Source organism: Pseudomonas sp. DSV-1, from assembly GCF_035830915.1.
Lineage (GTDB): Bacteria > Pseudomonadota > Gammaproteobacteria > Pseudomonadales > Pseudomonadaceae > Aquipseudomonas.
In genome coordinates this window covers 1027874-1050588 of sequence record NZ_JAYMYG010000001.1, presented here as the reverse complement: position 1 = coordinate 1050588, position 22715 = coordinate 1027874, and the positions used below count along the sequence as shown (strand labels likewise).

Annotated in this window: 29 protein-coding genes; 11 read left to right on the top strand and 18 right to left on the bottom strand. The window is 56.7% G+C overall.

From position 1 onward, the window contains the following. Positions 1-7 precede the first annotated feature (7 nt). From VSQ83_RS05010 to VSQ83_RS04980, 7 genes are all read right to left on the bottom strand, one after another. A complete protein-coding gene (locus VSQ83_RS05010; protein WP_271351040.1) occupies positions 8-688 on the bottom strand; it encodes a virion morphogenesis protein in 681 nt (226 codons plus the stop codon). After that, positions 678-1127, bottom strand: a complete 450-nt coding sequence (locus VSQ83_RS05005; RefSeq protein WP_326425535.1) for a phage tail protein — start codon at positions 1125-1127, stop codon at positions 678-680. The genes VSQ83_RS05010 and VSQ83_RS05005 overlap by 11 nt, the downstream gene beginning before the upstream one ends. Beyond that, positions 1124-1561, bottom strand: coding sequence for a hypothetical protein (locus tag VSQ83_RS05000; protein ID WP_326425533.1), 438 nt, complete (start codon positions 1559-1561; stop codon positions 1124-1126). Before VSQ83_RS05000 ends, VSQ83_RS05005 begins: the two co-directional genes overlap by 4 nt. A 41-nt stretch (positions 1562-1602) precedes the next feature. Then, entirely contained in the window at positions 1603-2073 is a 471-nt protein-coding gene (locus tag VSQ83_RS04995; protein ID WP_326425531.1) for a head completion/stabilization protein, read from the bottom strand. 99 nt (positions 2074-2172) lie between these two features. Continuing rightward, positions 2173-2889, bottom strand: coding sequence for a phage terminase small subunit (gene gpM / locus VSQ83_RS04990; protein ID WP_326425529.1), 717 nt, complete (start codon positions 2887-2889; stop codon positions 2173-2175). Beyond that, entirely contained in the window at positions 2886-3905 is a 1020-nt protein-coding gene (locus VSQ83_RS04985; RefSeq protein WP_326425527.1) for a phage major capsid protein, P2 family, read from the bottom strand. Before VSQ83_RS04985 ends, gpM begins: the two co-directional genes overlap by 4 nt. Position 3906: 1 nt before the next feature. Beyond that, positions 3907-4830 carry a GPO family capsid scaffolding protein gene (locus VSQ83_RS04980; RefSeq protein WP_138738549.1) on the bottom strand — a complete coding sequence of 308 codons (924 nt, stop codon included), beginning with the start codon at positions 4828-4830 and terminating at the stop codon, positions 3907-3909. A 163-nt stretch (positions 4831-4993) separates the two neighbouring features. On the opposite strand from VSQ83_RS04980, the gene VSQ83_RS04975 reads away from it, so the two are divergent. From VSQ83_RS04975 to VSQ83_RS04965, 3 genes are all read left to right on the top strand, one after another. After that, complete coding sequence (locus VSQ83_RS04975; protein WP_326425522.1) at positions 4994-7102, top strand: terminase large subunit domain-containing protein; 2109 nt, start codon at positions 4994-4996, stop codon at positions 7100-7102. Continuing rightward, complete coding sequence (locus VSQ83_RS04970) at positions 6987-7823, top strand: phage portal protein (protein ID WP_326427683.1); 837 nt, start codon at positions 6987-6989, stop codon at positions 7821-7823. The genes VSQ83_RS04975 and VSQ83_RS04970 overlap by 116 nt, the downstream gene beginning before the upstream one ends. A 77-nt stretch (positions 7824-7900) precedes the next feature. Then, positions 7901-8152 (top strand): ogr/Delta-like zinc finger family protein, encoded by a 252-nt coding sequence (locus tag VSQ83_RS04965; protein ID WP_153377683.1) that lies wholly within the window; start codon positions 7901-7903, stop codon positions 8150-8152. 617 nt (positions 8153-8769) lie between these two features. Here VSQ83_RS04965 and VSQ83_RS04960 read toward each other — a convergent pair. The 3 genes from VSQ83_RS04960 to VSQ83_RS04950 are packed head-to-tail and all read right to left on the bottom strand — an operon-like array spanning position 8770 to position 10540. Continuing rightward, on the bottom strand, positions 8770-9696 hold the full coding sequence (locus VSQ83_RS04960; RefSeq protein ID WP_326425519.1) for a hypothetical protein: 927 nt from the start codon (positions 9694-9696) through the stop codon (positions 8770-8772). Continuing rightward, on the bottom strand, positions 9693-10316 hold the full coding sequence (locus tag VSQ83_RS04955) for a hypothetical protein (protein ID WP_326425518.1): 624 nt from the start codon (positions 10314-10316) through the stop codon (positions 9693-9695). Before VSQ83_RS04955 ends, VSQ83_RS04960 begins: the two co-directional genes overlap by 4 nt. After that, complete coding sequence (locus VSQ83_RS04950; RefSeq protein ID WP_326425516.1) at positions 10313-10540, bottom strand: Cro/CI family transcriptional regulator; 228 nt, start codon at positions 10538-10540, stop codon at positions 10313-10315. Before VSQ83_RS04950 ends, VSQ83_RS04955 begins: the two co-directional genes overlap by 4 nt. A 103-nt stretch (positions 10541-10643) precedes the next feature. On the opposite strand from VSQ83_RS04950, the gene VSQ83_RS04945 reads away from it, so the two are divergent. Together VSQ83_RS04945 and VSQ83_RS04940 are read left to right on the top strand one after the other, a co-directional pair. Beyond that, complete coding sequence (locus VSQ83_RS04945; protein WP_326425513.1) at positions 10644-11348, top strand: XRE family transcriptional regulator; 705 nt, start codon at positions 10644-10646, stop codon at positions 11346-11348. A 27-nt stretch (positions 11349-11375) separates the two neighbouring features. Beyond that, positions 11376-12014 (top strand): BRCT domain-containing protein, encoded by a 639-nt coding sequence (locus tag VSQ83_RS04940; protein ID WP_326425511.1) that lies wholly within the window; start codon positions 11376-11378, stop codon positions 12012-12014. 38 nt (positions 12015-12052) lie between these two features. Here the strand turns inward: VSQ83_RS04940 and yejK are convergent, their stop codons facing one another. From yejK to VSQ83_RS04915, 6 genes are all read right to left on the bottom strand, one after another. Further along, positions 12053-13060, bottom strand: a complete 1008-nt coding sequence (yejK, locus tag VSQ83_RS04935; RefSeq protein WP_153367594.1) for a nucleoid-associated protein YejK — start codon at positions 13058-13060, stop codon at positions 12053-12055. A 24-nt stretch (positions 13061-13084) separates the two neighbouring features. Continuing rightward, positions 13085-13366 carry a hypothetical protein gene (locus VSQ83_RS04930; protein WP_326425505.1) on the bottom strand — a complete coding sequence of 94 codons (282 nt, stop codon included), beginning with the start codon at positions 13364-13366 and terminating at the stop codon, positions 13085-13087. Beyond that, positions 13363-13587: a hypothetical protein gene (locus VSQ83_RS04925; RefSeq protein WP_326425502.1), complete on the bottom strand. Its 225-nt coding sequence runs from the start codon at positions 13585-13587 to the stop codon at positions 13363-13365. The genes VSQ83_RS04930 and VSQ83_RS04925 overlap by 4 nt, the downstream gene beginning before the upstream one ends. Before the next feature lie 10 nt (positions 13588-13597). Continuing rightward, positions 13598-14155, bottom strand: a complete 558-nt coding sequence (locus tag VSQ83_RS04920) for a hypothetical protein (RefSeq protein ID WP_326425500.1) — start codon at positions 14153-14155, stop codon at positions 13598-13600. Between the two features lie 117 nt (positions 14156-14272). Beyond that, a complete protein-coding gene (locus VSQ83_RS26755; protein ID WP_442800224.1) occupies positions 14273-14539 on the bottom strand; it encodes a DUF1654 domain-containing protein in 267 nt (88 codons plus the stop codon). A gap of 49 nt (positions 14540-14588) precedes the next feature. Beyond that, positions 14589-16208, bottom strand: a complete 1620-nt coding sequence (locus tag VSQ83_RS04915) for a recombinase family protein (protein ID WP_326425497.1) — start codon at positions 16206-16208, stop codon at positions 14589-14591. Positions 16209-16332: 124 nt separating this feature from the next. Between VSQ83_RS04915 and rimO the strand changes: the two genes are divergently transcribed. The 5 genes from rimO (at position 16333) to tsaA (ending at position 20365) form a co-directional block, all read left to right on the top strand. After that, entirely contained in the window at positions 16333-17655 is a 1323-nt protein-coding gene (rimO, locus tag VSQ83_RS04910) for a 30S ribosomal protein S12 methylthiotransferase RimO (RefSeq protein ID WP_326425494.1), read from the top strand. 104 nt (positions 17656-17759) lie between these two features. Then, positions 17760-18224 (top strand): GNAT family N-acetyltransferase, encoded by a 465-nt coding sequence (locus VSQ83_RS04905; RefSeq protein WP_133075815.1) that lies wholly within the window; start codon positions 17760-17762, stop codon positions 18222-18224. A gap of 71 nt (positions 18225-18295) precedes the next feature. Further along, positions 18296-19006 (top strand): rRNA pseudouridine synthase, encoded by a 711-nt coding sequence (locus VSQ83_RS04900; RefSeq protein ID WP_133075816.1) that lies wholly within the window; start codon positions 18296-18298, stop codon positions 19004-19006. 71 nt (positions 19007-19077) lie between these two features. After that, complete coding sequence (locus VSQ83_RS04895; RefSeq protein WP_095003025.1) at positions 19078-19539, top strand: DUF1456 family protein; 462 nt, start codon at positions 19078-19080, stop codon at positions 19537-19539. 130 nt (positions 19540-19669) lie between these two features. Continuing rightward, a complete protein-coding gene (gene tsaA / locus VSQ83_RS04890) occupies positions 19670-20365 on the top strand; it encodes a tRNA (N6-threonylcarbamoyladenosine(37)-N6)-methyltransferase TrmO (protein ID WP_133075817.1) in 696 nt (231 codons plus the stop codon). 120 nt (positions 20366-20485) lie between these two features. Here tsaA and fpr read toward each other — a convergent pair whose 3' ends face one another. After that, positions 20486-21265 carry a ferredoxin-NADP reductase gene (gene fpr, locus VSQ83_RS04885; protein WP_019827846.1) on the bottom strand — a complete coding sequence of 260 codons (780 nt, stop codon included), beginning with the start codon at positions 21263-21265 and terminating at the stop codon, positions 20486-20488. Between the two features lie 117 nt (positions 21266-21382). On the opposite strand from fpr, the gene VSQ83_RS04880 reads away from it, so the two are divergent. Continuing rightward, entirely contained in the window at positions 21383-22309 is a 927-nt protein-coding gene (locus VSQ83_RS04880) for a LysR family transcriptional regulator (protein ID WP_219260776.1), read from the top strand. Here the strand turns inward: VSQ83_RS04880 and VSQ83_RS04875 are convergent. After that, positions 22306-22668, bottom strand: a complete 363-nt coding sequence (locus tag VSQ83_RS04875) for a diacylglycerol kinase (protein ID WP_133075819.1) — start codon at positions 22666-22668, stop codon at positions 22306-22308. The genes VSQ83_RS04880 and VSQ83_RS04875 overlap by 4 nt on opposite strands. Positions 22669-22715 lie beyond the last annotated feature (47 nt).

Sequence of the window (22715 nt, the reverse complement as noted above, 5' to 3'; positions counted from 1 at the left end):
TGCCTCGCTAGCGGGGTGAATTAAGGATTTGTTGAAAGACCTGGTTAACCAGGTCGCTGGTTTCGTTGCCGCTGCTCACACCGAGGAACTGGCGTTTTGGCAAGGTGATGTCCCAGCTTTGCGCGCCCGACGACTCGGTTCGTTCATCGTTCAAAATGCGGATCAACAGACCGGCCTTGGCGTAATTCACATGTTCTTGAATCCACGCTACCGAGGGACGGGTCAGTGTTTTTTTGCCCTTCTGCCGGGTGCGGAAGCCCAGACGGCGCAAGCGCTTGGCTTGTTTGTCCGTGCAGGCGATACCGGGCGGGACTTTGTTCCAGCGGCGCATTTGTGCAGCGGTACGCCGCTCGCTGGCCCCGTTGTGTTGCTGTGATGCGACCCAGCGAGTCAGGGCGTTTTTCCAGCCCAGTTCCGCTTCGTCGGAGCTGACACGGGTGACCTGCAGCAGCTTGGCCAACCCGGCTTCCATCTTCTTTTTGCCCTTGGCCGACCCCTTGCGCTCAGCGAAGGGGGTGCCGTCCAGGTTCTGCTGTTCACGCACACGCTTGCGGCTCATCGAGCGCACACGCTTGGTGACGTTGTTCAGCAGCCGGCGGCGCAGCTGGGGCGGCAGCTCAAGCAGGGCCAGTTGGGCGTCGACACTGAGCAACCCCCTGACATCGAGGTCGAGCGGATTAGCGGCCATTGCTGCCCACCTCGCCGTGCTCGGCAATCCAAAGGTCGAACGGGACAAATGCCCAGGTCTTACCGAAGGCCTCGATCTCGCCGGCTGGATCCTCGGCCAGGTACTGCGGTTCGTTGAACTCCAGGGTGATGTCCACATCGGACAGGACGTTGTCGAGCATGCTGATTTCGAACTTCGGCGCTGGTAGTTCGTCGCGATCGCGGCTCGGGTCATTGACCTCAAGCCAGCTCCCCACCAACGCCATCAGACGCCCCGGGTGATCGGCGAAACGCTCGAAAGCGATCGTCGCGCTGTACCGCATATCGCCCATGCGCATGCCGTCGACGTCAGGTTTCCAAATCAGCTCCAGGTTCACCTGGTCGGTCCAGCTGTCGAGCTGTTCCGGAAGCACCAGTTGGCGCTCTTTCAGATACTGGGTCAGGGCGATGAGTTTGATCACGACAGAAACTCCCCCAGAATGCTCAAGCGGAAGGCTTTGGCCGACATGCACGCACGGTGATCACGGACAAACTCGCGATCACCGTGCGGCCACAGATGCCTCTCAACGAGATAGCCGTTGGCCTTCACAAGCTTCATCAGCATGTCGTCAGGGTCGGTGGCACCGAGGTCACGCAGATGGGCGGCGGTGGTGGCGTAGTAACCGCCTGGACGCACAACTGTGGATTTAAGCCAGTCGAATTCGTCGTAAAACCAGATCGCATTCGTCTGATCTAGCGTCTCCGGCACCGGCTGACCATCAGCCAGAACAGTGACGGTAGGCATCTCTACGCGCAGCTCAGGTGCCAGGCCGCGAGGGCAAACATAAATAACCGTTTGCCCGGCGGCTGATAGGTCGTTGGCGAACTTGCACAGACGCGCGGTTTTCCCAGTCATCCGTGGGGAAATTTCCAGGTATGCGATTTTCACTGGCTGACTCATAGCAGCACCGCCGTGATGCGGCCACGGCCCTGCAGCGAACGAACGGCCTGCTGGCTGAACTCAAGGAAGGTTTCGCCACGCTCCGGGGCTTCCTTGCCGGTGTTCTCGGCGCTTTCGCGGCGGGTGATGGTGGCGAACTGGGTCAATAGGTTGGCTTTGGCGCGGCAATACACAGCGCGCTTGTACAGCTTCACTTTGTAGGCATAGGCCCATTCGGCGGGGGTACTTACACCTGCAGCAGCCTCAAGGTTCAATAAGCCTGCAGCCTGCAGTGTGGTTTTCACGCCAGCCAGGTCATCGTCGACCTCGATCATCGCCGTGGTTAAACCGTCGACCAGCGTTTCAACCAGGTATTCCCCTGGAAGGCGATAGGCCTTCTGAAACTCAGTCAGAGAGAGGTCAGGCCAGAAGCCATCGTTCTCGATCCGCTGCTCCACAGACGTGGTGGGGTTACCTGAAAAGCTCATCGCTGGCCGCTCGAATAGGGGCGGGAAAACTGTTTCAGTGGGACAGGGCCATAAATGGCTGGCTCACATCCACAGTTTCTCGCCGGGGGGGGTAGTCGGTTATTCGGTGGCCGGTTTGGCCTGTTGTTTTTTCAAGGCGCGCAGGCAGTTTTCAACGCGTACACCCACGCCGATGCTCGGATGCAACTCAGTGGCACGATTGAAGTGCAGCAGAGCCAGCCCCCAGTCCTTGTCCTCCATGGCACGGATACCCACTAACTTGTGATACTTGGCAGGGATCTGTTCCGTCAGTTCCCACTCACCGTCAACAAGTGACAACAAGTCGGACAGGTAAGGCTCCGGACTGCGCTTGGCCTTGTATTCCGCATAGGCCCAATCGCACACGGCGTCAGCAACAAAGGTCTGAATGTCGCGTTTAAATCGCTCAGGCATCTGCTGCCCCTGCCCGATCGCGAAGTGGGCCAGCTCCATGCCGTCTTCGAACTCTTCGGTATCGAACAGCCAGATCATTACCTGCACCAGGACGCGATTCGGGAAGTTCAAACCCGACGCGCAATAACGCTGCACATAGTCCTGGTACTTGGGCAAAAGCTCGTCACGCTTGAGCGCCTGACGCATGGCCATCCCATTGATTGCACTCACGCGCTCAAGGTCTTGGTCCAAGGCTGCTTCCTGCAGCATCAGATGCTTGCGGGCATTGGCTGGGCTACTCAGGGCATCGGCAGGCGAATACGCCACCGGTGCGCCTGCAGCAGCCGCTACTGCAGCGCTACCCAATGCCAAGGTGCTGCGCTTGTGCGCCAGTGCCAGGCTCACGCTGCGAGTTCCACGTTTTCGGTCAGTGCGATCTTTTCCAACTGCTCGATCACATAACCTTCGTTGCGGCTGTTGTAGTCCTCGACGCGGGAGCGTTTCGGGTTTTCCACGGTTTGCTTACGCCAGCTGGTGTCCTGGAAGTAAATCGACAGGTTGTCCCAACTGGTGACCAGCACGGCGTTTACCGGGAAGTTCGGCACGCTGAACGCTGGAAGACCGCCATAAGTGGCAATGACTTGGGCGTCCTCGATCCGCTCTTTTTCGGTCGGGGTGTCACCCTGTTTGGTGTACAGCTTGGCCTTGTCAGCAGCCAACAGATCACTGCCGATGATCGCGACCAGGTCACCATCCTCGCGCAAGACTTCATCGACCATCTGCTTGGTGTCGTGTACCAGTGCATCCAGGTTGGCGTAGTCTCCGCCGGCGCCCAAGGTAACCTTTCCAGCAACAGCACCTTCCTTGAGAACCTGCTGCGGAGCCTGCTCACGCAACTGCTGCAGCCAACCCTTGTTTACATCCTGCAGCTTTGGATTTGCTGCCAGATCGGTCTGGGTTGCCGCACTGGTACCGTGGAACCCGATAACAATGCGATCCTGGGCGATACGCTTTTGCACAGCAGCGGAATAGCGCTCTTGGAAGTCCGGAAACTTCGCCCAGGCGTCGATCTTGGCGTACGGCAGGCCAACGTCCGACTGAGTATCAGCCAGTTCATAGAGCGTGTTTTCCAGCGCCGAGGAATCCTTGGCTTCGCGATCGGTAGTCTTGGTGTTAGTCCGGCCAGTGACCGGGCCATTAACACCGATGAAAACTTTTTCGCCCTTGATCTCACTGACCGGGACGACGTTGATACGCTGCAGGAAGTCAGCCTTGGCGGTGATCGCGTCGTTCAGTTCTTGAGCGATTGTCGCCTCTACACTGAACATGCGGCGGGCACTTTCAACACCGTAAGTTTCGGCGATCGCTACCTGCAACGCTGCGTATTGCTTGGCGCCCTTGGCGCTAAGTGGCTGGGCCATGTCAGAACACCCGCTTTTTGATGGTCGCAGCTGGACCAGTGTTTTTTGGCAACTGGCGACCGGTAGCGGTGTTCTGCAAAGTTGTGAACTGCTTTTCCAGATTCGACAGAGCAGCCATCACAGCCTTGTTCGACACACCGCCATTGCGGCGGAACTCACGTTCTTCCTCGGCAGTGGTGACGATTTCGTCTACTGCCGCACTCACGTTGTCGATCGGCTCCTGATCGGGATCGGGGGCGTCTTCAACAGCCGGATCGATTACTGCCTTAATACCGGCAGCGACGATTAACAGCTGCTCCAGCAGGGCTGCTAGAGCCGTTGCGGTAGCTTCATCCATAGGGGTTTTGCTCTCAGTGAAAGTTGAGGGGGTTTCGGCGGGTTTGTTGTCCAGGGAAAAACGCTTGAACAGGTTGGTGAGCGCACCAATCAGCTTGTTCACCTCGCCCTGTGGCTTTTCTTCGTTCAAGTCGCCCAGCTCTACAGAGGCTGCGTAGAACGCGGACTTGTTGGTTTTTTTTGAGAAATAGAGTTCTTGAGTACCGACGCTGGCTGGCTCATCCGTGACTGCTATACCGGTCATGTAGGCTTTGCCAGTGCCACGAAAATCCGGAGTGACTTCAATGCTGGAAAACAGCTTTTGGCCTTGGTCATTCAGGTAAAGCAGTCGGTCGTTTGGTTTGAGCTGTGCTTCCAGGGCAACTTGACCAGGCTCAATGTCCTCTCCCTCTTCCAACAGGCGCACAGCGAATACAGTCCCGTGGGAACCTGACCAGCGTTCGTGGTCACACCAGATCACTGCGGTGTAAAGAGACGGCTTGTAGGTATCAGCGATATCACGCAGTTCCTGGGGAAGGATGACGCGACCATCAACGGTCGGGCCGCTGGTGGCGACACGTTTCCAGTACGAAACAAGGGAACGGGGCATAGGCGATAACTGCGCTCAATCGGTGATTTGAGCCGCCACGATATGGAGCCGTTGAGCTCCAAACAAACGATTAGATTCTGTTGCATTCTGATTTTATAAATATCAGAAGAACGCGTATTTTAACCTCGCGTTTCAAGCGTTTTCGCCGCATAGACTGCGGCCTATGTACTACTCGACCGAAGTTAAAGAAGCCGCCAAACGCCTGTTTCTGCGCCGCTGTAAGGCAAAGGAAATTCAGGCGCAACTCAACCTGCCCAACATTCGGATCGTCTACTACTGGATTCGCCAGGGCGGTTGGGAAGACATGCTGTCGGATGAAGAACCGCTGACCGCAGTAGGCCGGAGAATCACTCTCCTGCTGGACAAGGCCGGTAGCCTGACCAAAGACGATCTGAACGAACTGGATCGCCTGACGTCCGTCCGCGAGCGCCTTCTGAAACAAGCCGCCAAACCGGTACAGACAACAAACGCAGAAGAACCGGCAGAACCCCAGGAACGCCGTCAGGGCTCGCGTGGGGAGCGCTCCAGTCGTAGGGACAGTGGCGACAAGAAGCGGGAGAAGAAGGCCAAGAACGATATCAGCGGCCTGACCGAAGTGGACTTCCTGGATAAGTTCATCGGCAGCATGTACGGCTACCAAAAAGAGCTGTTCGCCGCAAAGCAAAACCCGCTCACCTGCAGGATCCGCAACATCCTTAAAAGTCGTCAGGTCGGCCTGACCTACTACTTCGCCGGCGAAGCCTTCATGGACGCGGTGCTGACTGGCGACAACCAGGTGTTCCTGTCGGCCAGCCGATCGCAATCGGAGATTTTCCGCAGCTACATAATCCAGTTTGCCCAGAAGTGGTTTGGCATCGAGCTTACCGGCAACCCGATCGTACTCAGCAACGGCGCCGAGCTGCGCTTCCTCAGCACCAACAGCAGCACCGCCCAGGGCTACCACGGGCACGTGTATGTGGACGAATACTTCTGGATCCGTGACTTCGAAAAACTCAGCACCGTGGCCAGCGCCATGGGTACACACAAGAAGTGGCGCAAAACCTACTTCTCGACGCCCAGTGCGGTGTCACACCAGGCATACCCGTTTTGGTCAGGAGAAGAGTTCCGTAACAGCAAGCGCGGCAAGAAGGCAGGCGGCACCTGGCCTACCGAAGCGGCATACGCCCAAGGTGCTCTGTGTCCGGACGGCCAATGGCGCAAGACCATCACCATCCAGGATGCCATTGATGGTGGCTGCGATCTGTTCGACCTCGCGCAGCTGCAGATGGAGTACGACGAGGACAAGTTCCAACAACTGTTCTATTGCAAGTTCATCGACAGTTCGCAAAGCGCGTTCGGCCTCAAAGACCTGGAGCGTTGCTATTCCGACCTGACGTTGTGGGAAGACTACAAGCCCGACGACGACCGCCCCTACGGCAACAGCCCCGTCTGGATCGGCTACGACCCAAGCCGCACCCGGGATGACGCAACGTGCGTGGTCATCGCGCCACCGCTGGAGCCCGGGGCGAAATTCCGCATTCTGGAGAAGCACAGTTGGCGCGGGCAGTCGTTCAAGTTCCAGGCCGGAGAGGTCAAGAAACTTACCGAGCGCTTCAACGTGCAACACATAGGCATCGATATAACCGGCATCGGTTATGGCGTATTCGAACTGGTGCGTGACTTCTACCCACGAACAACGCCGATTCACTACAGCCTGGAAACAAAAAACACCCTGGTTCTCAAGGCGCAGGACACGATCCAAGGCAGCCGGATCGAGTGGGATGCCGGCTGGACGGATGTCGCCCAGTCATTCCTGACCATCAAGCGCGGCACCACCGGCAGCGGCCAAATCACCTACAGCGCCTCGCGTACCGAAGCCACCGGTCACGCCGATATTGCTTGGGCAATCATGCATGCCCTGGCAAACGAACCCCTGAACACGAACAAGCGGCGCCGTAGCCGCTACCTGACGAGCGAAAGCAATGCCCAAACCACGACGCAAAAAGCAGCAGGTCACTCAGCAACGAGAGCAGCAAAAACAGGCCATGCGAGCGTTTACGTTCGGGGAACCAGAACAGGTACTCAGCGGCAACATCGGCGAGTACCTGGGGATTTTCCCCAGCGACGACGGCGAGATCTACAAGCCGCCGGTGTCACGCACGGGTCTGGCCAAACTGCTGCGGGCCAACGCACACCACGGCGCCATTCCGAAGTTCAAACGCAACTTGCTGTTGCGAGAGTTCATTCCTTCGGAGGGCTGCAGCGCTCAAACCATGGGCCGCGCAGGTCTTGACTACATGGTGTTTGGCGAAGCGTACTTCTACCGGGATATCAACGCTTTCGGTGAAGTCCTGGAGCTGCAGCATCTTTCCGCGATCAATATGCGGGTCAAGGTAGACGGCGGTTTCAGAATGCTACTGCCGGACAACAAGTTTATGGACTTCGAACAGGATGAGATCGAGCACGTCATGGACTACGACGTGGAACAGAACATCTATGGCATCCCGGACTACCTGGGCGGTCTGCAGGCGCTACTGCTCAACGAAGCGGCCACCCTTTTCCGCCGGCGCTACTACAGCAACGGCGCGCACGCGGGCTACATCTTCTACACCAACGACCCGGATCTGACCGAGGAGGACGAAGACAATCTGCGTGCCCAGATCAGCTCCAGCAAAGGTGTGGGTAACTTCCGCTCGATGTTCGTCAACATCCCCAACGGCAAGGAAAACGCCATCCAGATCATCCCAGTCGGGGACTTCCAGGCCAAAGACGAACTGGAGAAGGTTAAGAACATAACGCGCAACGACGTGATCGCCGCTTGGCGTATGAACCCCGCACTGGCCGGCATCATCCCGGAAAACAGCGCCGGCTTTGGCGATATCGAAAAGATTGATCGGGTCTACACCAGCAACGAGATCCGCCCGATCTGTCAGTTATTTGATCAGTTGAACGAGACGCTACGGGAGGATCGAAGGATTTCATGGAGGGCACCACCGACGGTCACCAGCCAGTAAAACAGCGCCGAAACAACTGTTTATACATACACGCTGTGGCAAAATAGTGGCTAATAGAATGCCCTGGGGAGGGAGCTATGCGGGTCTATTGCAAAGAATGTGGGGGCAAGGGCCACATAACTAAACCGGATCATCTGACATTGCAGTTTGCGCGGATCTATTGCCGATGCAATTCGGTGACATGCGGCCATACATGGGTTGCCACTGTTGAGTTCTCACATACATTGAGCCCGTCAGCTCAGTCCGTCGATCAACTCCTATTTGACCGTTTGAAAGATATGCCCAGGGCGAAACAAAGAGAGCTGTTCGATCAACTGGGGGCAACGTGACAATCGTATCCTTGCGCAACCATGCCTGCAGCGCAGGCATATAAGCCGCCTACACAATCCCAGCTGAATAGCCCACATAGTAAAGCGGCGGTACCCGCGCAGCGGCCCGTAGTCAGGCAACATCGCGCCAAGAAATAGCAGGCGCGCCGCCCGATCGAGCCCGCGACCACTGCCAGTGAAATTTACACCTCGCCTCGGCGCGCCCAATTACCGCTTTGAGCCCGTTGGATCCCCGGCACGGAGTGCAGGGTATCCGGCATGGGTGCAGGGCACCGCCCTGCCGCGGGGCGGGCGCGTAGCCCGCGACGTGTTCTCGCGCCGCGCCTTGGCGCGAAGTGCGCGAGGCATCATCTGGTACCCAACACACTGACCCTGTGGACACCTCGGAAACCTCTTTTTTTTACCCTTTGGGGATGCTGAGTAGGGTTTAAAATTCCATTTAATTAAAAGGGCTCTTGGATGCCCGGGCCGCACGCCGGCGGCGCCGGGAAATGACGCTGAAAAATGGGCGTAAAAGTACCCGCAGGCCTGCATGACGATGCATGCCGGCAGAATTCAGATGGTAGGGATAGGTTTTTTCGACTGCCAGACGTAGCCTGGCCTCGCAAGGGATGCGATTACTTCGGGGGGGTGTCTTTCTTGACCTGGACGTTGCGCAGTAGCCGCGCCATGGATTCGCCCAGTCCGCCTGAGCTCTTGTCAGGTTCAAGGGCAGGTTTGGCGCCCCTGCCTGACCCGCGAGACGGGGTCAGTATTTCTGACTCGCTATGAGCGTGAGCCGCCTTGCGCGTCTCGCTCTTTTCCCAATTGCTACGGGATTGCTGCCTGCGGAACTCCTCCAGGGATGCCTTTTCTTGACGTGCCGCACGAAGCCCGCTGACTTGTTGTAATTCCCTCTCCCTGCGCTTGATCGCGGCCTTCTTGGCCCGATACCAAAGGTAGCGAACACCAAGGTCAGCAAAGAACTTTTCAGTGAAGCGCACCAGGACGCGGGTCCGCACCAGGTTAAGTCCAGCCTCATCCTTTTCATCCAACCGCACTTTCTCGATGCGTCGATAGACATATCCGGCCAAGTCCAAGCTGTGCATGAGCCGGTTAAGAGACGCAGGGGACATATCGCAGTCTTCAGCTACACCGCACTGGGTGTTAAGGAAGTACTGCCCTCGTTCAATATCCAGCCATCCCAGCACGCCGGTGGCCAAGTCCAAGCGCAGCAACAGTTGCTCGGCTGCCTTGGCCAGGGCGTCGTATTTCTCGGAGCGAGTGCGGCGGCCACCGTGGATCGTGTCCAGGTCGCGCAGGTACTGCCCGCGCAGGTCGCCGATTTGGCTCAGTCTCGAGAATGCCATGCGCAGGAGCGGGTTTTTCAGTTGCTGGCTCGTCAGTCGGCGCGGGGCTGAGTACCGCGGCGCTCGGATTGGGGCTCGGAGCGCTGCGTGAGGATCTTTCTTGTCGCGATGGACAGCAGCAGGCCGGCCCTTCTTGGGGCTGTCCGTGCGGCTGCTTGCCGTTCGCGATTTGATGTCCTTATCCTGGAGATTCACAGAGGCGCATTCACCTGGTGAAGGACGGGATCTTCGTGCAGCACGTCCTCAGCACGCGAACGCAGTTCGCTGCAGCGGGCCTCGACCGAACGCAAGCGATCGACAAACTCAGGCAGCTTGTTCAAGTCCTCGATGTCGATTCGACCATCAGCCAGGATTTCGCTACCCAGGGCGACTGTATTGCCTAGACGTGCAACCAATGCACCGAACACCCCAACAGGGTTGGCGTCGCCGATCAGCGCACGCGCACCACTCAGCCCGTGGCGGCTGGCCAGTTCGTTTAGGCAGGACTCCTGAAAGTCACCTTCCAGAGCATCAACCCAAGCCTCTTCAAGCCAACTCGGCAGGTCAACTTCACCACTGAGCCAACGGCCAACACGCCGCAGCCAGGCCCCTGATGCTCTTAGGAAGGCCGCAGTGTCGTTGCCCTTCGCCAACTCCTTGAAGTCAGGCACATCCTTGCAGGTGGCCTTTTCGGGAATCAGACGGTGCAAATGGCTGCTTAGCGCTTGGGCGAAGTCATCCTGGCTGAATCCCGTACGCGCAATCATCTCGGCGGCATGAGCCACAAGTACCTGATCACGGGAGATGGTCTGTTGTCCTGAATTGGACATAGTCATACAGGGCTACTGCTTATAGCCTCAGCAACGTCTTGGCCTTGCGCCTTGGATGGAAAGGGGCGGATCTCTTTAGCGATGCATGAGCCGTCGTCATTAACCGTAACCACGATGTTTCGACGCGTGCGAATAGCCTTTGCAATTGATGCAGGCTTGACACCAAGTGCCCGCGCCACTCGTGCCTGCCCTAACCTGGACACCAAGTCATCCAAGGGAACGTTTTCCATGCCACACACCTCAACGTGATGAATGGCAGGATATTAACCGCAGACATACTATTTATCAATGCCGCTAGCTAATCTTTAGCATTAGCTAGCGGCTTATACTTTTATGATGACCAAAAAAAAACCTCTCCCCCAGGCACTATTTGCTGAATGCAAAGCAGCACACGATCTCTATCTCTCGAAAAAGAACGCGCTCAAGCTCAATCAAAGAAAAATTGCTGACGCCGCTGGCATTACACCAGTTTCGGTCAATCACTATTTGAAGGGCATAAACCCGTTGAATGCTCGTTTTGCCGCAACTCTGGCGAAACTGCTTAAAGAACCAATTGAAAGCTTCAGCCCGCGCCTAGCTGCCGAAATTGCAGAGATGGCCAACGTCAGCCCAATGCTTCAGCCGCATCGAGAAGCCAGGGAGTACCCTCTAATCAGTTGGGTGGCTGCAGGTGAAAGACTAGAATCCTCAAACAGCTATCCAACTGGCATTGCCGACGAATGGTTGAGCTCTACCGAAAATGCCGGCCCGCATGGCTATTGGCTGAAAGTTAAAGGTAGGTCGATGACATCGGACACGCCACCAAGCTTTCCGGAAGGCACCCCGATCCTGATCCGTCCCGAGGGCTTTGATCTCATCAGCGGCAAGTTTTACATTGCCCAGCACACCGTCAGCGGTGAGCACACGTTCAAGCAATATATTCAGGACGCTGGTGTCGGCTATTTAGTCCCTCTAAACCCCGAGTACAAGACCGTTCCACTAGATGGAACTTGGGAAATCACCGGCCGGGCGATTGACGCCAAGATAACCGGCATGTAGTCCACCTCCCCACAAGGAACGTGAATAATGTCTGATCTGCACAACGAGTTTAAGAACAGCCGTTTCTTCAATGCTGATCGCATGGATCGCCGTAGCGCCGACGTGCTAGCTGGTCTGGCCGCGGGCATCGCTGCTGACGGCGTAGTTACCATTGACGAGGCCAAGTTCCTGCGTCAATGGATCGAAACTCAGTTGGCACATCTAGATGATCCAGTGATCAACTTGCTGTATAAACGCATCAACTTGATGCTCCAAGACGGCGAGCTGGACGCAGAAGAATCTGCCGAGCTGCTCGATACCCTCCGTGGCTTCGCCGGCCTCAGTGTTGCGGGTCCCACTGCCAAAGCCTACAGCACCCCCAACCCCCTGCCTCTTAACCGACCAGAGCCCAACATCGTCTGTGAGGGCCGCGCATTCGTATTTACCGGCACCATGGCCTTTGGACCGCGTAAGGAATGCGAGCGTCTAGTGCGCGAACTTGGTGCAAATATCGCTCCCGGCGTCAGCAAGAAGGTTGACTACCTGGTAGTCGGCAGCATCGGTAATGAGCAATGGCTACACAGCAGCTACGGCACCAAAATTCTCCGCGCGGTAGAGCTGCGTGAGGAAGGCATGCCCATCGCCATCATTGGTGAAGAACACTGGCAGCGCGTGCTGTTGGGGTAATTGACCATCTGCCAAAGTACCGGCGTAGGGGGCCAGCGTTAGGCTTTGGCACGCTTGAGTTGATCCATCAGCGTGCTCGGCAACCCGCGCAGGGTCAGCGTCCCGCCCTCTTCGTCGAACTCAACCTTCGACCCCAGCAGGTGCGACTCGAAGCTGATCGACAGGCCCTCGGCCCGGCCAGTGAATCGTCGAAATTGGTTGATAGTTCGCTTGTCTGCCGGGATCTCTGGCGACAGGCCGTAGTCCACGTTTCGGATGTGATCGTAAAAAGCCTTAGGCCGCTCTTCGTCGATCAGTCCCGAAAGCTCCTCCAGCCCCATTGGCTCACCCAGCTTGGCCATGGTGGTGGCGTAATCGATCAGAGTTTTGGTGCGATAACGAACAGACTCTTCGGGCAAATCTTCGCTTTCAACAAAGTCACTGAATGCCTTGAGCAGCGTGCGCGTCTCACCAGGTGCATCGACACCCTCCTGACACCCGATGAAGTCACGGAAATAATCCGTAGCCTTGCGCCCGTTCTTGCCCTTGATGAAGGAAATGTACTGCTTGGACTGCTTGTTGTTCTGCCACTCGGAAATGTTGATCCGTGCAGCCAGGTGCAATTTGCTCAGATCCAGATGTCGCGATGGGGCAACGTCTAGATCCTCACTAACAGTTACGCCCTCACTTTGATGCAACAAGGCAATGGCCAAGTAATTGGTCATGCCTTGCTGGTAATGCACAAACAGTACGTGGCCACCTACAGAAAGGTTGGATTCTTCCATCAGTTTTGTAAGGTGCTCCACCGCTACACGACTAAACGCGGTGAAGTCTTCGGTACCGGCCAGATACTTGGCCAACCACCCGCTGAATGGGTATGCGCCAGACTCAACATGGAAAAAGCCCCACGACTTGCCAGCCTTCGCGTTGTAGCTTTCGTTTAGGTCCGACATCAGGCTTTCAGTCGCAGTCGACACCGGCAGTTCGGAGTCACGGATATGAAGGATCGCGGGTAGGCCGTCGGGCTTTTTGTCGATCATGTGCATGGTCATGTGGCGAATAGGCATGGAGGTAATTCTCGTGATTAGGAATTAAAGACGATTGGGTTTCGGTGCTTTCCGCTTGGCTAAGCCTGGTGGTGCGCTATGCACCACGATATGGCCCTGGCCAATCTTGAAGTTCTTAATCACAGCAATGCACACGTTCCACGCTTCCCGTGCCACTGCATCGCCGGACTCAACGACATTGCCCTGGTCGTCGATGATAGCCAGTCGCGCTGGGCGACCGTCGATGGTAGTGAACTGGTAACCGCTAGTGACATTGGCGCTGATAAAGCCATGTTCCAGGGTGCCTGTTTTGGGAATACCGATCATGGCCGTGCCCCTTGTTCTGCTGTGGTGTCTGCGTACATGTTTACGATTAGCGCGATAGTGTTGGCGTGCAGTTCTCGATTGCTCTGCGCAATATTTATCGCACCCCAGTTTTCGTTATTGATGGCTACATCGAGGTCAGTATTTGCACTTCTGTAGCCGGCAATGCTTCGGTCGAACAATCGCTTGGTGTCCGGCTCCGAAATAGTGATGGTCATAGTCATAGTCGCCCCCTCAAGCCGCGCAGCGGTAGTTGGCAACCAGCTCTTGCACGCAACCAGAAAGCAGCTCGTAGGCCAGCACCCGATCACTGGGCAGCAGCAGCGGTAGGGTCAGCCCGACACTGTCCAACTCAAAGCGAAAGACTGTGCGCGCAGGATCGCTACAGCTGGGACGCAGCAAAAGGCCAAGTTGTTCGACCCCGTCAGCAGGAAGGTAGTAGGTACCTTGACCAAGTTGAACCGCGTCACGCAGCACTGATTCCACATCACCCACCACCAGGTGCTCGTCGACCTCCGGCACGCTGCCCAGAGAAACACCGTTTGCCAGTTCTTCCAAGAAAAGGGCGACCTGCTCAGCAGTATCTTCACGGTGGATTAATGTGGTGCTGTTGACGCTATCGCCCAATTCGACCCGCACGGATACGGTATTGGCGCACTGTTCGATCACCACGTAGGCCATAGCGCAGATCACCCCGTTTCCGGCGTGAAGTGAGTGAATAAAGGTGCCGTTCTGAGTGACCTGCCCGGCCAGCTGTGACCGAGCATCAGGGGAAAGGATGAGGGTGTACATGTGGTGAGCCTCCATTGCGATCAGGATCGCTAGAAACGCTCACCTGAACTAATGGAGATACGTTAGCCGCAGGCTAAGCATGAGTCAATGCCCGCGGGTTATTAAATAAAACATTAATTAACCGCAGGCATAGCAGCCAGAGTGCTGGTTGGTCCAGTTCAAATACACAGAACCCTCATCCAGACGAGTTACTCGCACGCTTTCCTCTGAGTCCAGTTGCTCGATAAATTTATCCCAATCACCTATCCGCTCTCCGGACTGCCGGACAATTATCGTCCGTCGTGAAGCCTGCGCGGCCGAACTATTAATCTGTCGATGAACTCGTCGACTCAGTTCTTCGTAATGTGTGGACGAATGAAAAAGGGGAACGGGATGAAAAACCATAACGGCACCTAGCTATCACTGTATATATGAACAGTAACACAGGCCGACCTTAATCCCAATCTTCACTTGATACCCACTCGCCACTGCGTCGATCAATTTGAATCAGCCGCTGCTGTCCCGTGCGAGAGAGCAACTGCACATCAATGAATTGGCCTTTTCGGCCGTCTGGTTCAAGACCCCTCATGTAGATGACAATCCGCTCGAACGTATCCATGACCAACTGGCGAACCTTCTCTCTCGCAGTGTAATCGTCAGTGCAGACCAGCTCCGAAAGCTCCTCCCATCGCTCTGCTTGCGCTGGTTGTGAAGTCCCAGACACTGCTGCCAATCCGTATTCCAGCTGCACGACCTTCTGTTCCGCAATGACCTGCTGCGCTTCCAGCTCGCGTGCCTTGCGTACAAATGCGATGGGAGCTGCGCCACTGTCATCATCCAAAAGCGCCTCTGTGATCTTGCCGAGCTGCTTAGTGATTTTTTCTACTGCTGCTCGGGCAACCACCAGCTGCTGGCGAATGCCTTGCCCATCGTCGCCCACCTGCAGCAAACGCTGCAGGTTAAGCTGGTCCGAACAGAAGTTAAGTAGCGCACGCTCGACTGGCACTACGCTGCAGCTGCCACTTGCTGAGCAGCCTCCTCTTTTACTGTATGAAGTGCAGTGCAAGCGTCTATGACCATCGGAAAGGCTCCCGTCCGCACGCCGACGGTGCATGATGTTTTGAGCCACCAATGCGGTACCGCAGTAACCGCAATAGGTGAGACCGATGCCGGTAATAATTCCGGGTATCTCTCCAGCCCCACGGCGTCGATGACGTTGGCCAGCCAGATGCTGCAGTTCGGCCCACTCCGTGTCGGAAAGAATCCGGGGGTAATACTCCTCGAGCATGTAAGCCTCCCCATCCACTGCCAGCCGCTTGGCCCCGCGCAAAGCTGGTAGCTTGATGAGTCGGTAAACTTGTTGACCAGAAACTCCCCAGCTGGACAGTTCGTACCCCTCTTCGTGCATCACTTTGGCTGCACGCCCAGCACCAAGACCTTGCTGATACAACTCCAAAGCTCGACGTACAGCGCTGACGCGCTCAGGGATCAGTTCCCAACCCTGCTCGCTCCAACGCAACCATTGCGGGTCTTTACCATTGCGTATCAACCCACGGAATGAGCCAGCCATCCACCCTTCACACTGCCGACGGATAGCCGCTTTTACACGCTTGCTCTTTGTGTCGGACTCCTCATGCGCCCGTATCATCACCAGGAGCGAATAGACCAGGTCCATTGGCTGGGCCTTAAGACTTGCCCGGTTGTACTCACGGCCATCGCTGGCGGTAACGACTGTAATACCTGCATTGATGATCTGGGCCAACTGAGCCTGGGCTTGGATAGGTTCAGCACGGCTCAAGCGATCCAAACCCTCAACGACCAGAACTGATCCGCTGGCGATTCGACCGTCCTCGATCGCACGAAGGAAAACACCCAATGCCCCCTGCGTTACGTGACGCTGGTGGTAGGCAGATAACCCCTCATCTTTTAGCGTGAGCGTGGCATCTAACTCCATACCCTGCTTAGCTGCCCAAGTTGCAGCGTAGGCAAGCTGGCGATCCGCACTACTGCCAGCTGCCTGACGAGGGTCTGAGAAACGAAGATAACTAAATACCTTGCCGATACCTGCCTTCAATACTTCCACCCATAAATGAGAACAACAACCAATAGCAACAATTGCTTTTGCGCATTTTTTGATCAGCGATTAGAATCGCGCGCCACGAAATTCGACCAGGGCGAACCCTGCAGGCTATGAGTATATGAGTAATAATCCACGTGTAGGGTTTGTATCACTAGGGTGCCCGAAAGCGCTGGTCGACTCCGAACGCATCCTTACGCAGCTGCGTATGGAAGGCTACGACGTCGTCTCCACCTACCAGGACGCTGACGTCGTTGTGGTCAACACCTGCGGCTTCATCGACAGCGCGAAAGCTGAATCCCTGGAAGTGATCGGTGAAGCCATCAAGGAAAACGGCAAGGTCATCGTGACCGGCTGCATGGGTGTCGAAGAAGGCAACATCCGCAACGTGCACCCAAGCGTGCTCGCCGTGACCGGCCCGCAGCAGTACGAGCAAGTGGTCAACGCCGTGCACCAGGTGGTGCCACCGCGCCAGGATCACAACCCGCTGATCGATCTGGTGCCGCCTCAAGGCATCAAGCTGACGCCGCGTCACTACGCCTACCTGAAGATTTCCGAAGGCTGCAACCACAGCTGCAGCTTCTGCATCATCCCGTCGATGCGCGGCAAGCTGGTCAGCCGTCCGGTGGGTGACGTCCTCGACGAAGCCCAGCGCCTGGTCAAGGCTGGCGTAAAAGAACTGCTGGTGATTTCCCAGGACACCAGCGCCTACGGCGTTGATGTTAAGTACCGTACCGGTTTCTGGAACGGCGCCCCGGTCAAGACCCGCATGACCGAACTCTGCGAAGCGCTTAGCTCGCTGGGTGTGTGGGTCCGCCTGCACTACGTTTACCCGTACCCGCACGTTGACGAACTGATCCCGCTGATGGCCGCCGGCAAGATCCTGCCGTACTTGGACATCCCGTTCCAGCACGCCAGCCCCAAAGTGCTCAAGGCCATGAAACGCCCTGCGTTTGAAGACAAGACCCTGGCCCGCATCAAAAACTGGCGCGTGATCTGTCCGGACCTGATTATCCGTTCGACCTTCATCGTCGGCTTCCCGGGTGAAACCGAAGAAGACTTCCAGTACCTGCTCGACTGGCTGACCGAAGCGCAACTGGATCGCGTGGGTTGCTTCCAGTACTCGCCAGTAGAAGGCGCCCCCGCCAACCTGCTGGACGCGGCCATCGTGCCGGACGACGTCAAGCAGGATCGCTGGGACCGCTTCATGGCCCACCAACAGGCCATCAGCGCCGCACGCCTGCAGATGAAAATCGGCAAGGAAATCGAAGTCCTGATCGACGAAGTTGATGAGCAAGGCGCTGTTGGCCGCTGCTTCTTCGACGCACCGGAAATCGACGGCAACGTGTTTATCGCTACCGAAAAAGACATCAAGCCGGGCGACAAGATCATGTGTCGCGTCACCGACGCCGACGAGTATGACTTGTGGGCTGAAGTGATCTAAACCGCAACTGCCTCTCAAAAAGCCCTGCCGCACTCGCGCCAGGGCTTTTTTTACGACTATCGTTAATCCATCGCTATCCCAACCTGTGTCAGGAGACACGCTTGATGCAACAACAATGGGTTATTCATACGCCACGCCTTACAGACTTCGATGAACTGACCGACGTGTGGGAAGCATCGGTACGGGCTACCCACGACTTTTTGCCTGACAGCTATATCCAACTGTTACGGGGTCTGGTCAAAGATCAATACCTGGATGCCGTGATGCTGATCTGCTGCAAGGATCCCGTCAGCAAACGCATAACCGGCTTTGCGGGCGTAGCGGGAGGCAAGGTGGAAATGCTGTTTATCCACCCCGATTACCGGGGCCAAGGCATAGGCAGGTGCCTGCTGATGTTCGCCATCAACGAACTGAATGCCGAGCGCCTCGACGTCAACGAGCAGAACCCGCAAGCCATTGGCTTCTACCTCAAGCAAGGTTTTGAGGTCACCGGGCGCTGCGAAAAAGACGGCCTGGGCCAACCGTATCCATTGCTGCACCTGCGGTATAAACGCCCAGCACGTGCATAAGGCAAATGTTGCCGGGCTTAACCGGCGCCAGGCGGGTACAATAGCCGCCCAATTCCTATACGGCCCCTGTCATGTCTGAACCGATACGTCTCTCCAAACGCCTCATCGAACTCGTCGGCTGCTCCCGCCGTGAGGCCGAACTGTTCATTGAAGGTGGCTGGGTCACGGTAGATGGCGAAGTCATCGACGAGCCGCAATTCAAGGTCGACAACCAAAAAGTCGAGCTGGACCCAGAGGCCAAGGCTACTGCGCCAGAGCCGGTGACCATCTTGTTGAACGCCCCGGCGGGCCTGGACACTGACAGCGCCCTGGCGTTGATCGGCCCTGAAACCCTGAGCGAGGAGCACCGTTTCGGCAAGCGCCCGCTAAAAGGCCACTTCCTGCGCCTGAGCGTTGGCAACGAGCTGCAAGCCAACGCCAGCGGCCTGCTGGTGTTTACTCAAGACTGGAAAATCGTGCGCAAGCTGACGGCCGATGCCAACAAGATCGAGCAGGAGTATGTGGTTGAAGTCTCTGGCGAGATGGCACCCCACGGTTTGAACCGCCTCAATCATGGCATGACCTACAAGGGTCGCGAGCTGCCCGCGGTCAAGGCCAGCTGGCAGAGTGAAAACCGCCTGCGCTTTGCGATGAAAAATCCGCAGCCGGGGGTCATTGCACTCTTCTGCCAGGCCGTCGGCCTGACGGTCATCTCTATCCGCCGGATCCGTATTGGTGGCGTGTCGATGGGTAAATTGCCCGTTGGCCAATGGCGCTACATGAGCGCCAAAGAAAAGTTCTAAGCCCCACACCGAACATTTCGACACCGCAGCAATGCCTGCGGTGCTCACTGCTGAATATCAGGATTACCCACATGATTCATAACGACGTACTGCGTAGCGTGCGCTACATGCTCGACATCAGCGACAACAAGGTTGTCGAAATCATCAAGCTTGGTGGTCTTGAAGTCACCAAGGAAGACGTACTGACCTACCTGAAAAAAGACGAAGAAGAAGGTTTTGTTCGTTGCCCTGACGACGTGATGGCGCACTTTCTTGATGGCCTGGTGATCTTCAAGCGCGGCAAGGACGAAAGCCGTGCACCGATGCCTGTTGAGCTGCCGGTGACCAACAACATCATCCTGAAAAAACTGCGCGTGGCCTTCGAACTCAAGGAAGACGACATGCACGCCATCCTCAAGGCTGCTGGTTTTCCGGTATCCAAGCCTGAGCTGAGCGCCTTGTTCCGCAAGTTCGGCCACACCAACTACCGCACCTGTGGCGACCAGTTGCTGCGCAACTTCCTGAAAGGCCTGACCCTGCGCGTTCGCGACTGAAAACACTATCGCTTTTGTAGTCGCTGCCGCAGGCTGCGATAAGATCTGAAAGATCTTCAAGTCCTTATCTACCAAGGGCCGCTGCCGCAGCCCATCGCAGCCTGCGGCAGCGACTACAAGGTTTCTTTCGATGACCTATACCGTCTCCCCCATCGGATTTGTGCGCTCCTGCTTCAAGGAGAAGTTCGCGATCCCCCGTCAGCCGCAACTGGCTCCGGCCGCCCGTGGCGTGCTGGAACTGGTCGCGCCTTTCGATCAGGGCGATGCGGTGCAAGGGCTGGAGCAGGTCAGCCATGTCTGGCTTTTGTTCGTGTTCCATCAAGCGCTCGAAGACAAACCCCGACTAAAAGTACGCCCGCCACGGCTGGGCGGCAACAAGTCGATGGGAGTGTTTGCAACCCGCGCCACCCACCGCCCGAATGGCATCGGTCAGTCTGTGGTCAAGCTGGACAAGGTTGAAGCCAATCGCTTGTGGATTTCAGGAATCGACCTGCTCGACGGCACGCCGATTCTCGATATCAAACCCTATGTGCCTTACGCGGACATCATTGCCGATGCCAGCAATGGCATGGCCAGCGCGGCACCGGTGTTGATTCCCGTGGCATGGGCCGATACGGCCCTGCAACAGGCTCATACACAGGCTCTACGCCTCCAGGAGCCGCTGGTGGCACTGATTGAGCAATGCCTGGCGCAAGACCCGCGCCCGGCCTACCAGACGCCCACCCCCGAACGAGAGTACGGCGCGCAGTTCTGGGATCTGGACGTACGCTGGCATTACCCTGAACCCGGCACGATCCGGGTGCTTGAGGTAATTCCCAAGCAGTGATCTGAAACGCAATGTGGGAGCGGGCTTGCTCGCGATATCGGTCTTTCAGACACCTGTGCGGTGACTGGAACTCCACAATCGCGAGCAAGCCCGCTCCCACATTTTTTTGATCGGTGCGGTTTACTTCTCGACGAAGGCGCGCTCGATCAGATAGTCACCCGGCTCACGCATACGTGGCGAAACTTTAAGGCCGAAGCTGTTCAGCACTTCGCTGGTTTCGTCGAGCATGCTCGGGCTGCCGCACAACATGGCACGATCGTCCTGCGGGTTGATTGGAGGCAGACCGATGTCGCTGAACAGTTTGCCGCTGCGCATCAGATCGGTCAGACGGCCTTCGTTCTCGAACGGCTCGCGGGTCACGGTTGGGTAGTAGATCAGCTTTTCACGCAGCGCTTCGCCGAAGAACTCGTTCTGTGGCAGGTGCTCGGTGATGAACTCGCGGTAGGCGACTTCATTGACGTAACGCACGCCGTGGCACAGGATCACTTTTTCGAAACGCTCGTAGGTTTCCGGGTCCTGGATGACGCTCATAAATGGCGCCAAGCCAGTACCGGTGCTGAGCAGGTACAGATGCTTGCCCGGCTTCAAGTCGTCCAGCACCAGCGTACCCGTAGGTTTTTTGCTGATGATGATCTCGTCGCCTTCCTTCAAGTGCTGCAACTGGGAGGTCAGCGGGCCATCCGGCACCTTGATGCTGAAGAACTCCAGATGCTCTTCCCAGTTCGGGCTGGCGATCGAGTAGGCACGCATAAGCGGACGGCCGTTGGGCTGTTGCAGGCCGATCATCACGAACTGACCGTTCTCGAAGCGCAGACCCGGGTCGCGGGTGCACTTGAAGCTGAACAGGGTGTCGTTCCAGTGATGAACACTGAGGACACGTTCGTGGTTCATGTTGCTCATGTACGGGGCTCCTAATTTCGCCTGCGCTGACTATGGGCGCGATTGCACAGCATTCTAATGGCGGCGACAATATCTGTTAACTGAATTATCAAGATAAGGGTTATCGGTTATATCGATATGCGATTTACTCTCAGACAACTCCAGGTGTTCGTTGCCGTCGCCCAACAAGAGAGCGTGTCTCGCGCTGCTGGTTTGTTGGCCCTTTCACAATCTGCTGCCAGTACCTCGATTACCGAGCTGGAGCGCCAAACCAGCTGCCAGCTGTTCGACCGTGCGGGCAAGCGTTTAAGCCTTAATGCTCTGGGCCGCCAACTGCTGCCTCAGGCCGTCGCCCTGCTGGATCAGGCCAAGGAAATCGAAGACCTGCTCAACGGCAAATCCGGCTTTGGCTCATTGACCGTGGGCGCCACACTGACCATCGGCAACTATCTGGCGACCCTGCTGATAGGCAGCTTCATGCAGGCGCACCCTGAAAGTCAGGTCAAGCTGGTGGTTCAAAATACAGCCCATATCGTGCAACAAGTCGCCCATTACGAAATTGACCTGGGTCTGATCGAAGGCGATTGCGCCCATCCGGACATCGAAGTCCAGAGCTGGGTAGAGGATGAACTGGTGGTTTTCTGCGCTCCGCAGCATCCGCTGGCGGTTCGTGGTCACGCCACACTGGAAGAGTTGACCCGTGAAGCTTGGATTTTGCGCGAGCAGGGCTCCGGCACCCGCCTGACGTTCGATCAAGCCATGCGCCATCACCAAACTGCGCTCAATATTCGCCTGGAGCTGGAGCACACTGAAGCGATCAAACGGGCGGTGGAGTCGGGACTGGGCATTGGATGCATCTCACGCCTGGCGTTGCGCGACGCTTTTCGCCGCGGCAGCCTGGTCGCCGTGGAAACACCTGACCTGGATCTGGCCCGACAGTTTTTCTTTATCTGGCACAAAAAGAAGTATCAGACGTCTGCCATGCGCGAGTTTCTGGAACTGTGCCGCGCCTTCACCGCAGGGGTTCAGCGCAGCGACGAGATCGTATTACCGACCATCGCTTAAAGCAGAATGACCGCCCATACCACGGCAATCATGGTCAGCACCACAAACTGGGCGGCGCTGCCCATGTCCTTGGCATTTTTCGACAACGGGTGCAAGTCGAGGGAGATACGGTCAACCACTGCCTCAATCGCCGAATTCAACAATTCCACAATCAATGCCAACAGGCATACAGCGATCAGCAAGGCCCGCTCTACCCGGCTCACATTCAGCAGGAAGCTCAGCGGGATCAATATCACGTTCAGCAACACTAACTGCCGAAAAGCCGCCTCGCCAGTAAAGGCTGCGCGCATACCGTCCAGCGAGTAACCGCTGGCATTCAAAATCCGTTTAAATCCGGTTTTACCCTTGAAAGGCGACATAGATAGGCAACTGCGCAAAAAAATGAGAAAGGGACGCTAGTTCACGC

Bases quoted from the DNA above. Each gene is read 5' to 3' on its own strand.
- VSQ83_RS05010 (WP_271351040.1), bottom strand. From the start codon at position 688: ATGGCCGCTAATCCGCTCGACCTCGATGTCAGGGGGTTGCTCAGTGTC.
- VSQ83_RS05000 (WP_326425533.1), bottom strand. From the start codon at position 1,561: ATGACTGGGAAAACCGCGCGTCTGTGCAAGTTCGCCAACGACCTATCA.
- VSQ83_RS04995 (WP_326425531.1), bottom strand. From the start codon at position 2,073: ATGAGCTTTTCAGGTAACCCCACCACGTCTGTGGAGCAGCGGATCGAG.
- VSQ83_RS04985 (WP_326425527.1), bottom strand. From the start codon at position 3,905: ATGGCCCAGCCACTTAGCGCCAAGGGCGCCAAGCAATACGCAGCGTTG.
- VSQ83_RS04980 (WP_138738549.1), bottom strand. From the start codon at position 4,830: ATGCCCCGTTCCCTTGTTTCGTACTGGAAACGTGTCGCCACCAGCGGC.
- VSQ83_RS04975 (WP_326425522.1), top strand. From the start codon at position 4,994: ATGTACTACTCGACCGAAGTTAAAGAAGCCGCCAAACGCCTGTTTCTG.
- VSQ83_RS04965 (WP_153377683.1), top strand. From the start codon at position 7,901: ATGCGGGTCTATTGCAAAGAATGTGGGGGCAAGGGCCACATAACTAAA.
- VSQ83_RS04955 (WP_326425518.1), bottom strand. From the start codon at position 10,316: ATGACTATGTCCAATTCAGGACAACAGACCATCTCCCGTGATCAGGTA.
- VSQ83_RS04950 (WP_326425516.1), bottom strand. From the start codon at position 10,540: ATGGAAAACGTTCCCTTGGATGACTTGGTGTCCAGGTTAGGGCAGGCA.
- VSQ83_RS04945 (WP_326425513.1), top strand. From the start codon at position 10,644: ATGATGACCAAAAAAAAACCTCTCCCCCAGGCACTATTTGCTGAATGC.
- VSQ83_RS04940 (WP_326425511.1), top strand. From the start codon at position 11,376: ATGTCTGATCTGCACAACGAGTTTAAGAACAGCCGTTTCTTCAATGCT.
- yejK (WP_153367594.1), bottom strand. From the start codon at position 13,060: ATGCCTATTCGCCACATGACCATGCACATGATCGACAAAAAGCCCGAC.
- VSQ83_RS04930 (WP_326425505.1), bottom strand. From the start codon at position 13,366: ATGATCGGTATTCCCAAAACAGGCACCCTGGAACATGGCTTTATCAGC.
- VSQ83_RS04925 (WP_326425502.1), bottom strand. From the start codon at position 13,587: ATGACTATGACCATCACTATTTCGGAGCCGGACACCAAGCGATTGTTC.
- VSQ83_RS04920 (WP_326425500.1), bottom strand. From the start codon at position 14,155: ATGTACACCCTCATCCTTTCCCCTGATGCTCGGTCACAGCTGGCCGGG.
- VSQ83_RS26755 (WP_442800224.1), bottom strand. From the start codon at position 14,539: ATGGTTTTTCATCCCGTTCCCCTTTTTCATTCGTCCACACATTACGAA.
- rimO (WP_326425494.1), top strand. From the start codon at position 16,333: ATGAGTAATAATCCACGTGTAGGGTTTGTATCACTAGGGTGCCCGAAA.
- VSQ83_RS04905 (WP_133075815.1), top strand. From the start codon at position 17,760: ATGCAACAACAATGGGTTATTCATACGCCACGCCTTACAGACTTCGAT.
- VSQ83_RS04900 (WP_133075816.1), top strand. From the start codon at position 18,296: ATGTCTGAACCGATACGTCTCTCCAAACGCCTCATCGAACTCGTCGGC.
- VSQ83_RS04895 (WP_095003025.1), top strand. From the start codon at position 19,078: ATGATTCATAACGACGTACTGCGTAGCGTGCGCTACATGCTCGACATC.
- tsaA (WP_133075817.1), top strand. From the start codon at position 19,670: ATGACCTATACCGTCTCCCCCATCGGATTTGTGCGCTCCTGCTTCAAG.
- fpr (WP_019827846.1), bottom strand. From the start codon at position 21,265: ATGAGCAACATGAACCACGAACGTGTCCTCAGTGTTCATCACTGGAAC.
- VSQ83_RS04880 (WP_219260776.1), top strand. From the start codon at position 21,383: ATGCGATTTACTCTCAGACAACTCCAGGTGTTCGTTGCCGTCGCCCAA.
- VSQ83_RS04875 (WP_133075819.1), bottom strand. From the start codon at position 22,668: ATGTCGCCTTTCAAGGGTAAAACCGGATTTAAACGGATTTTGAATGCC.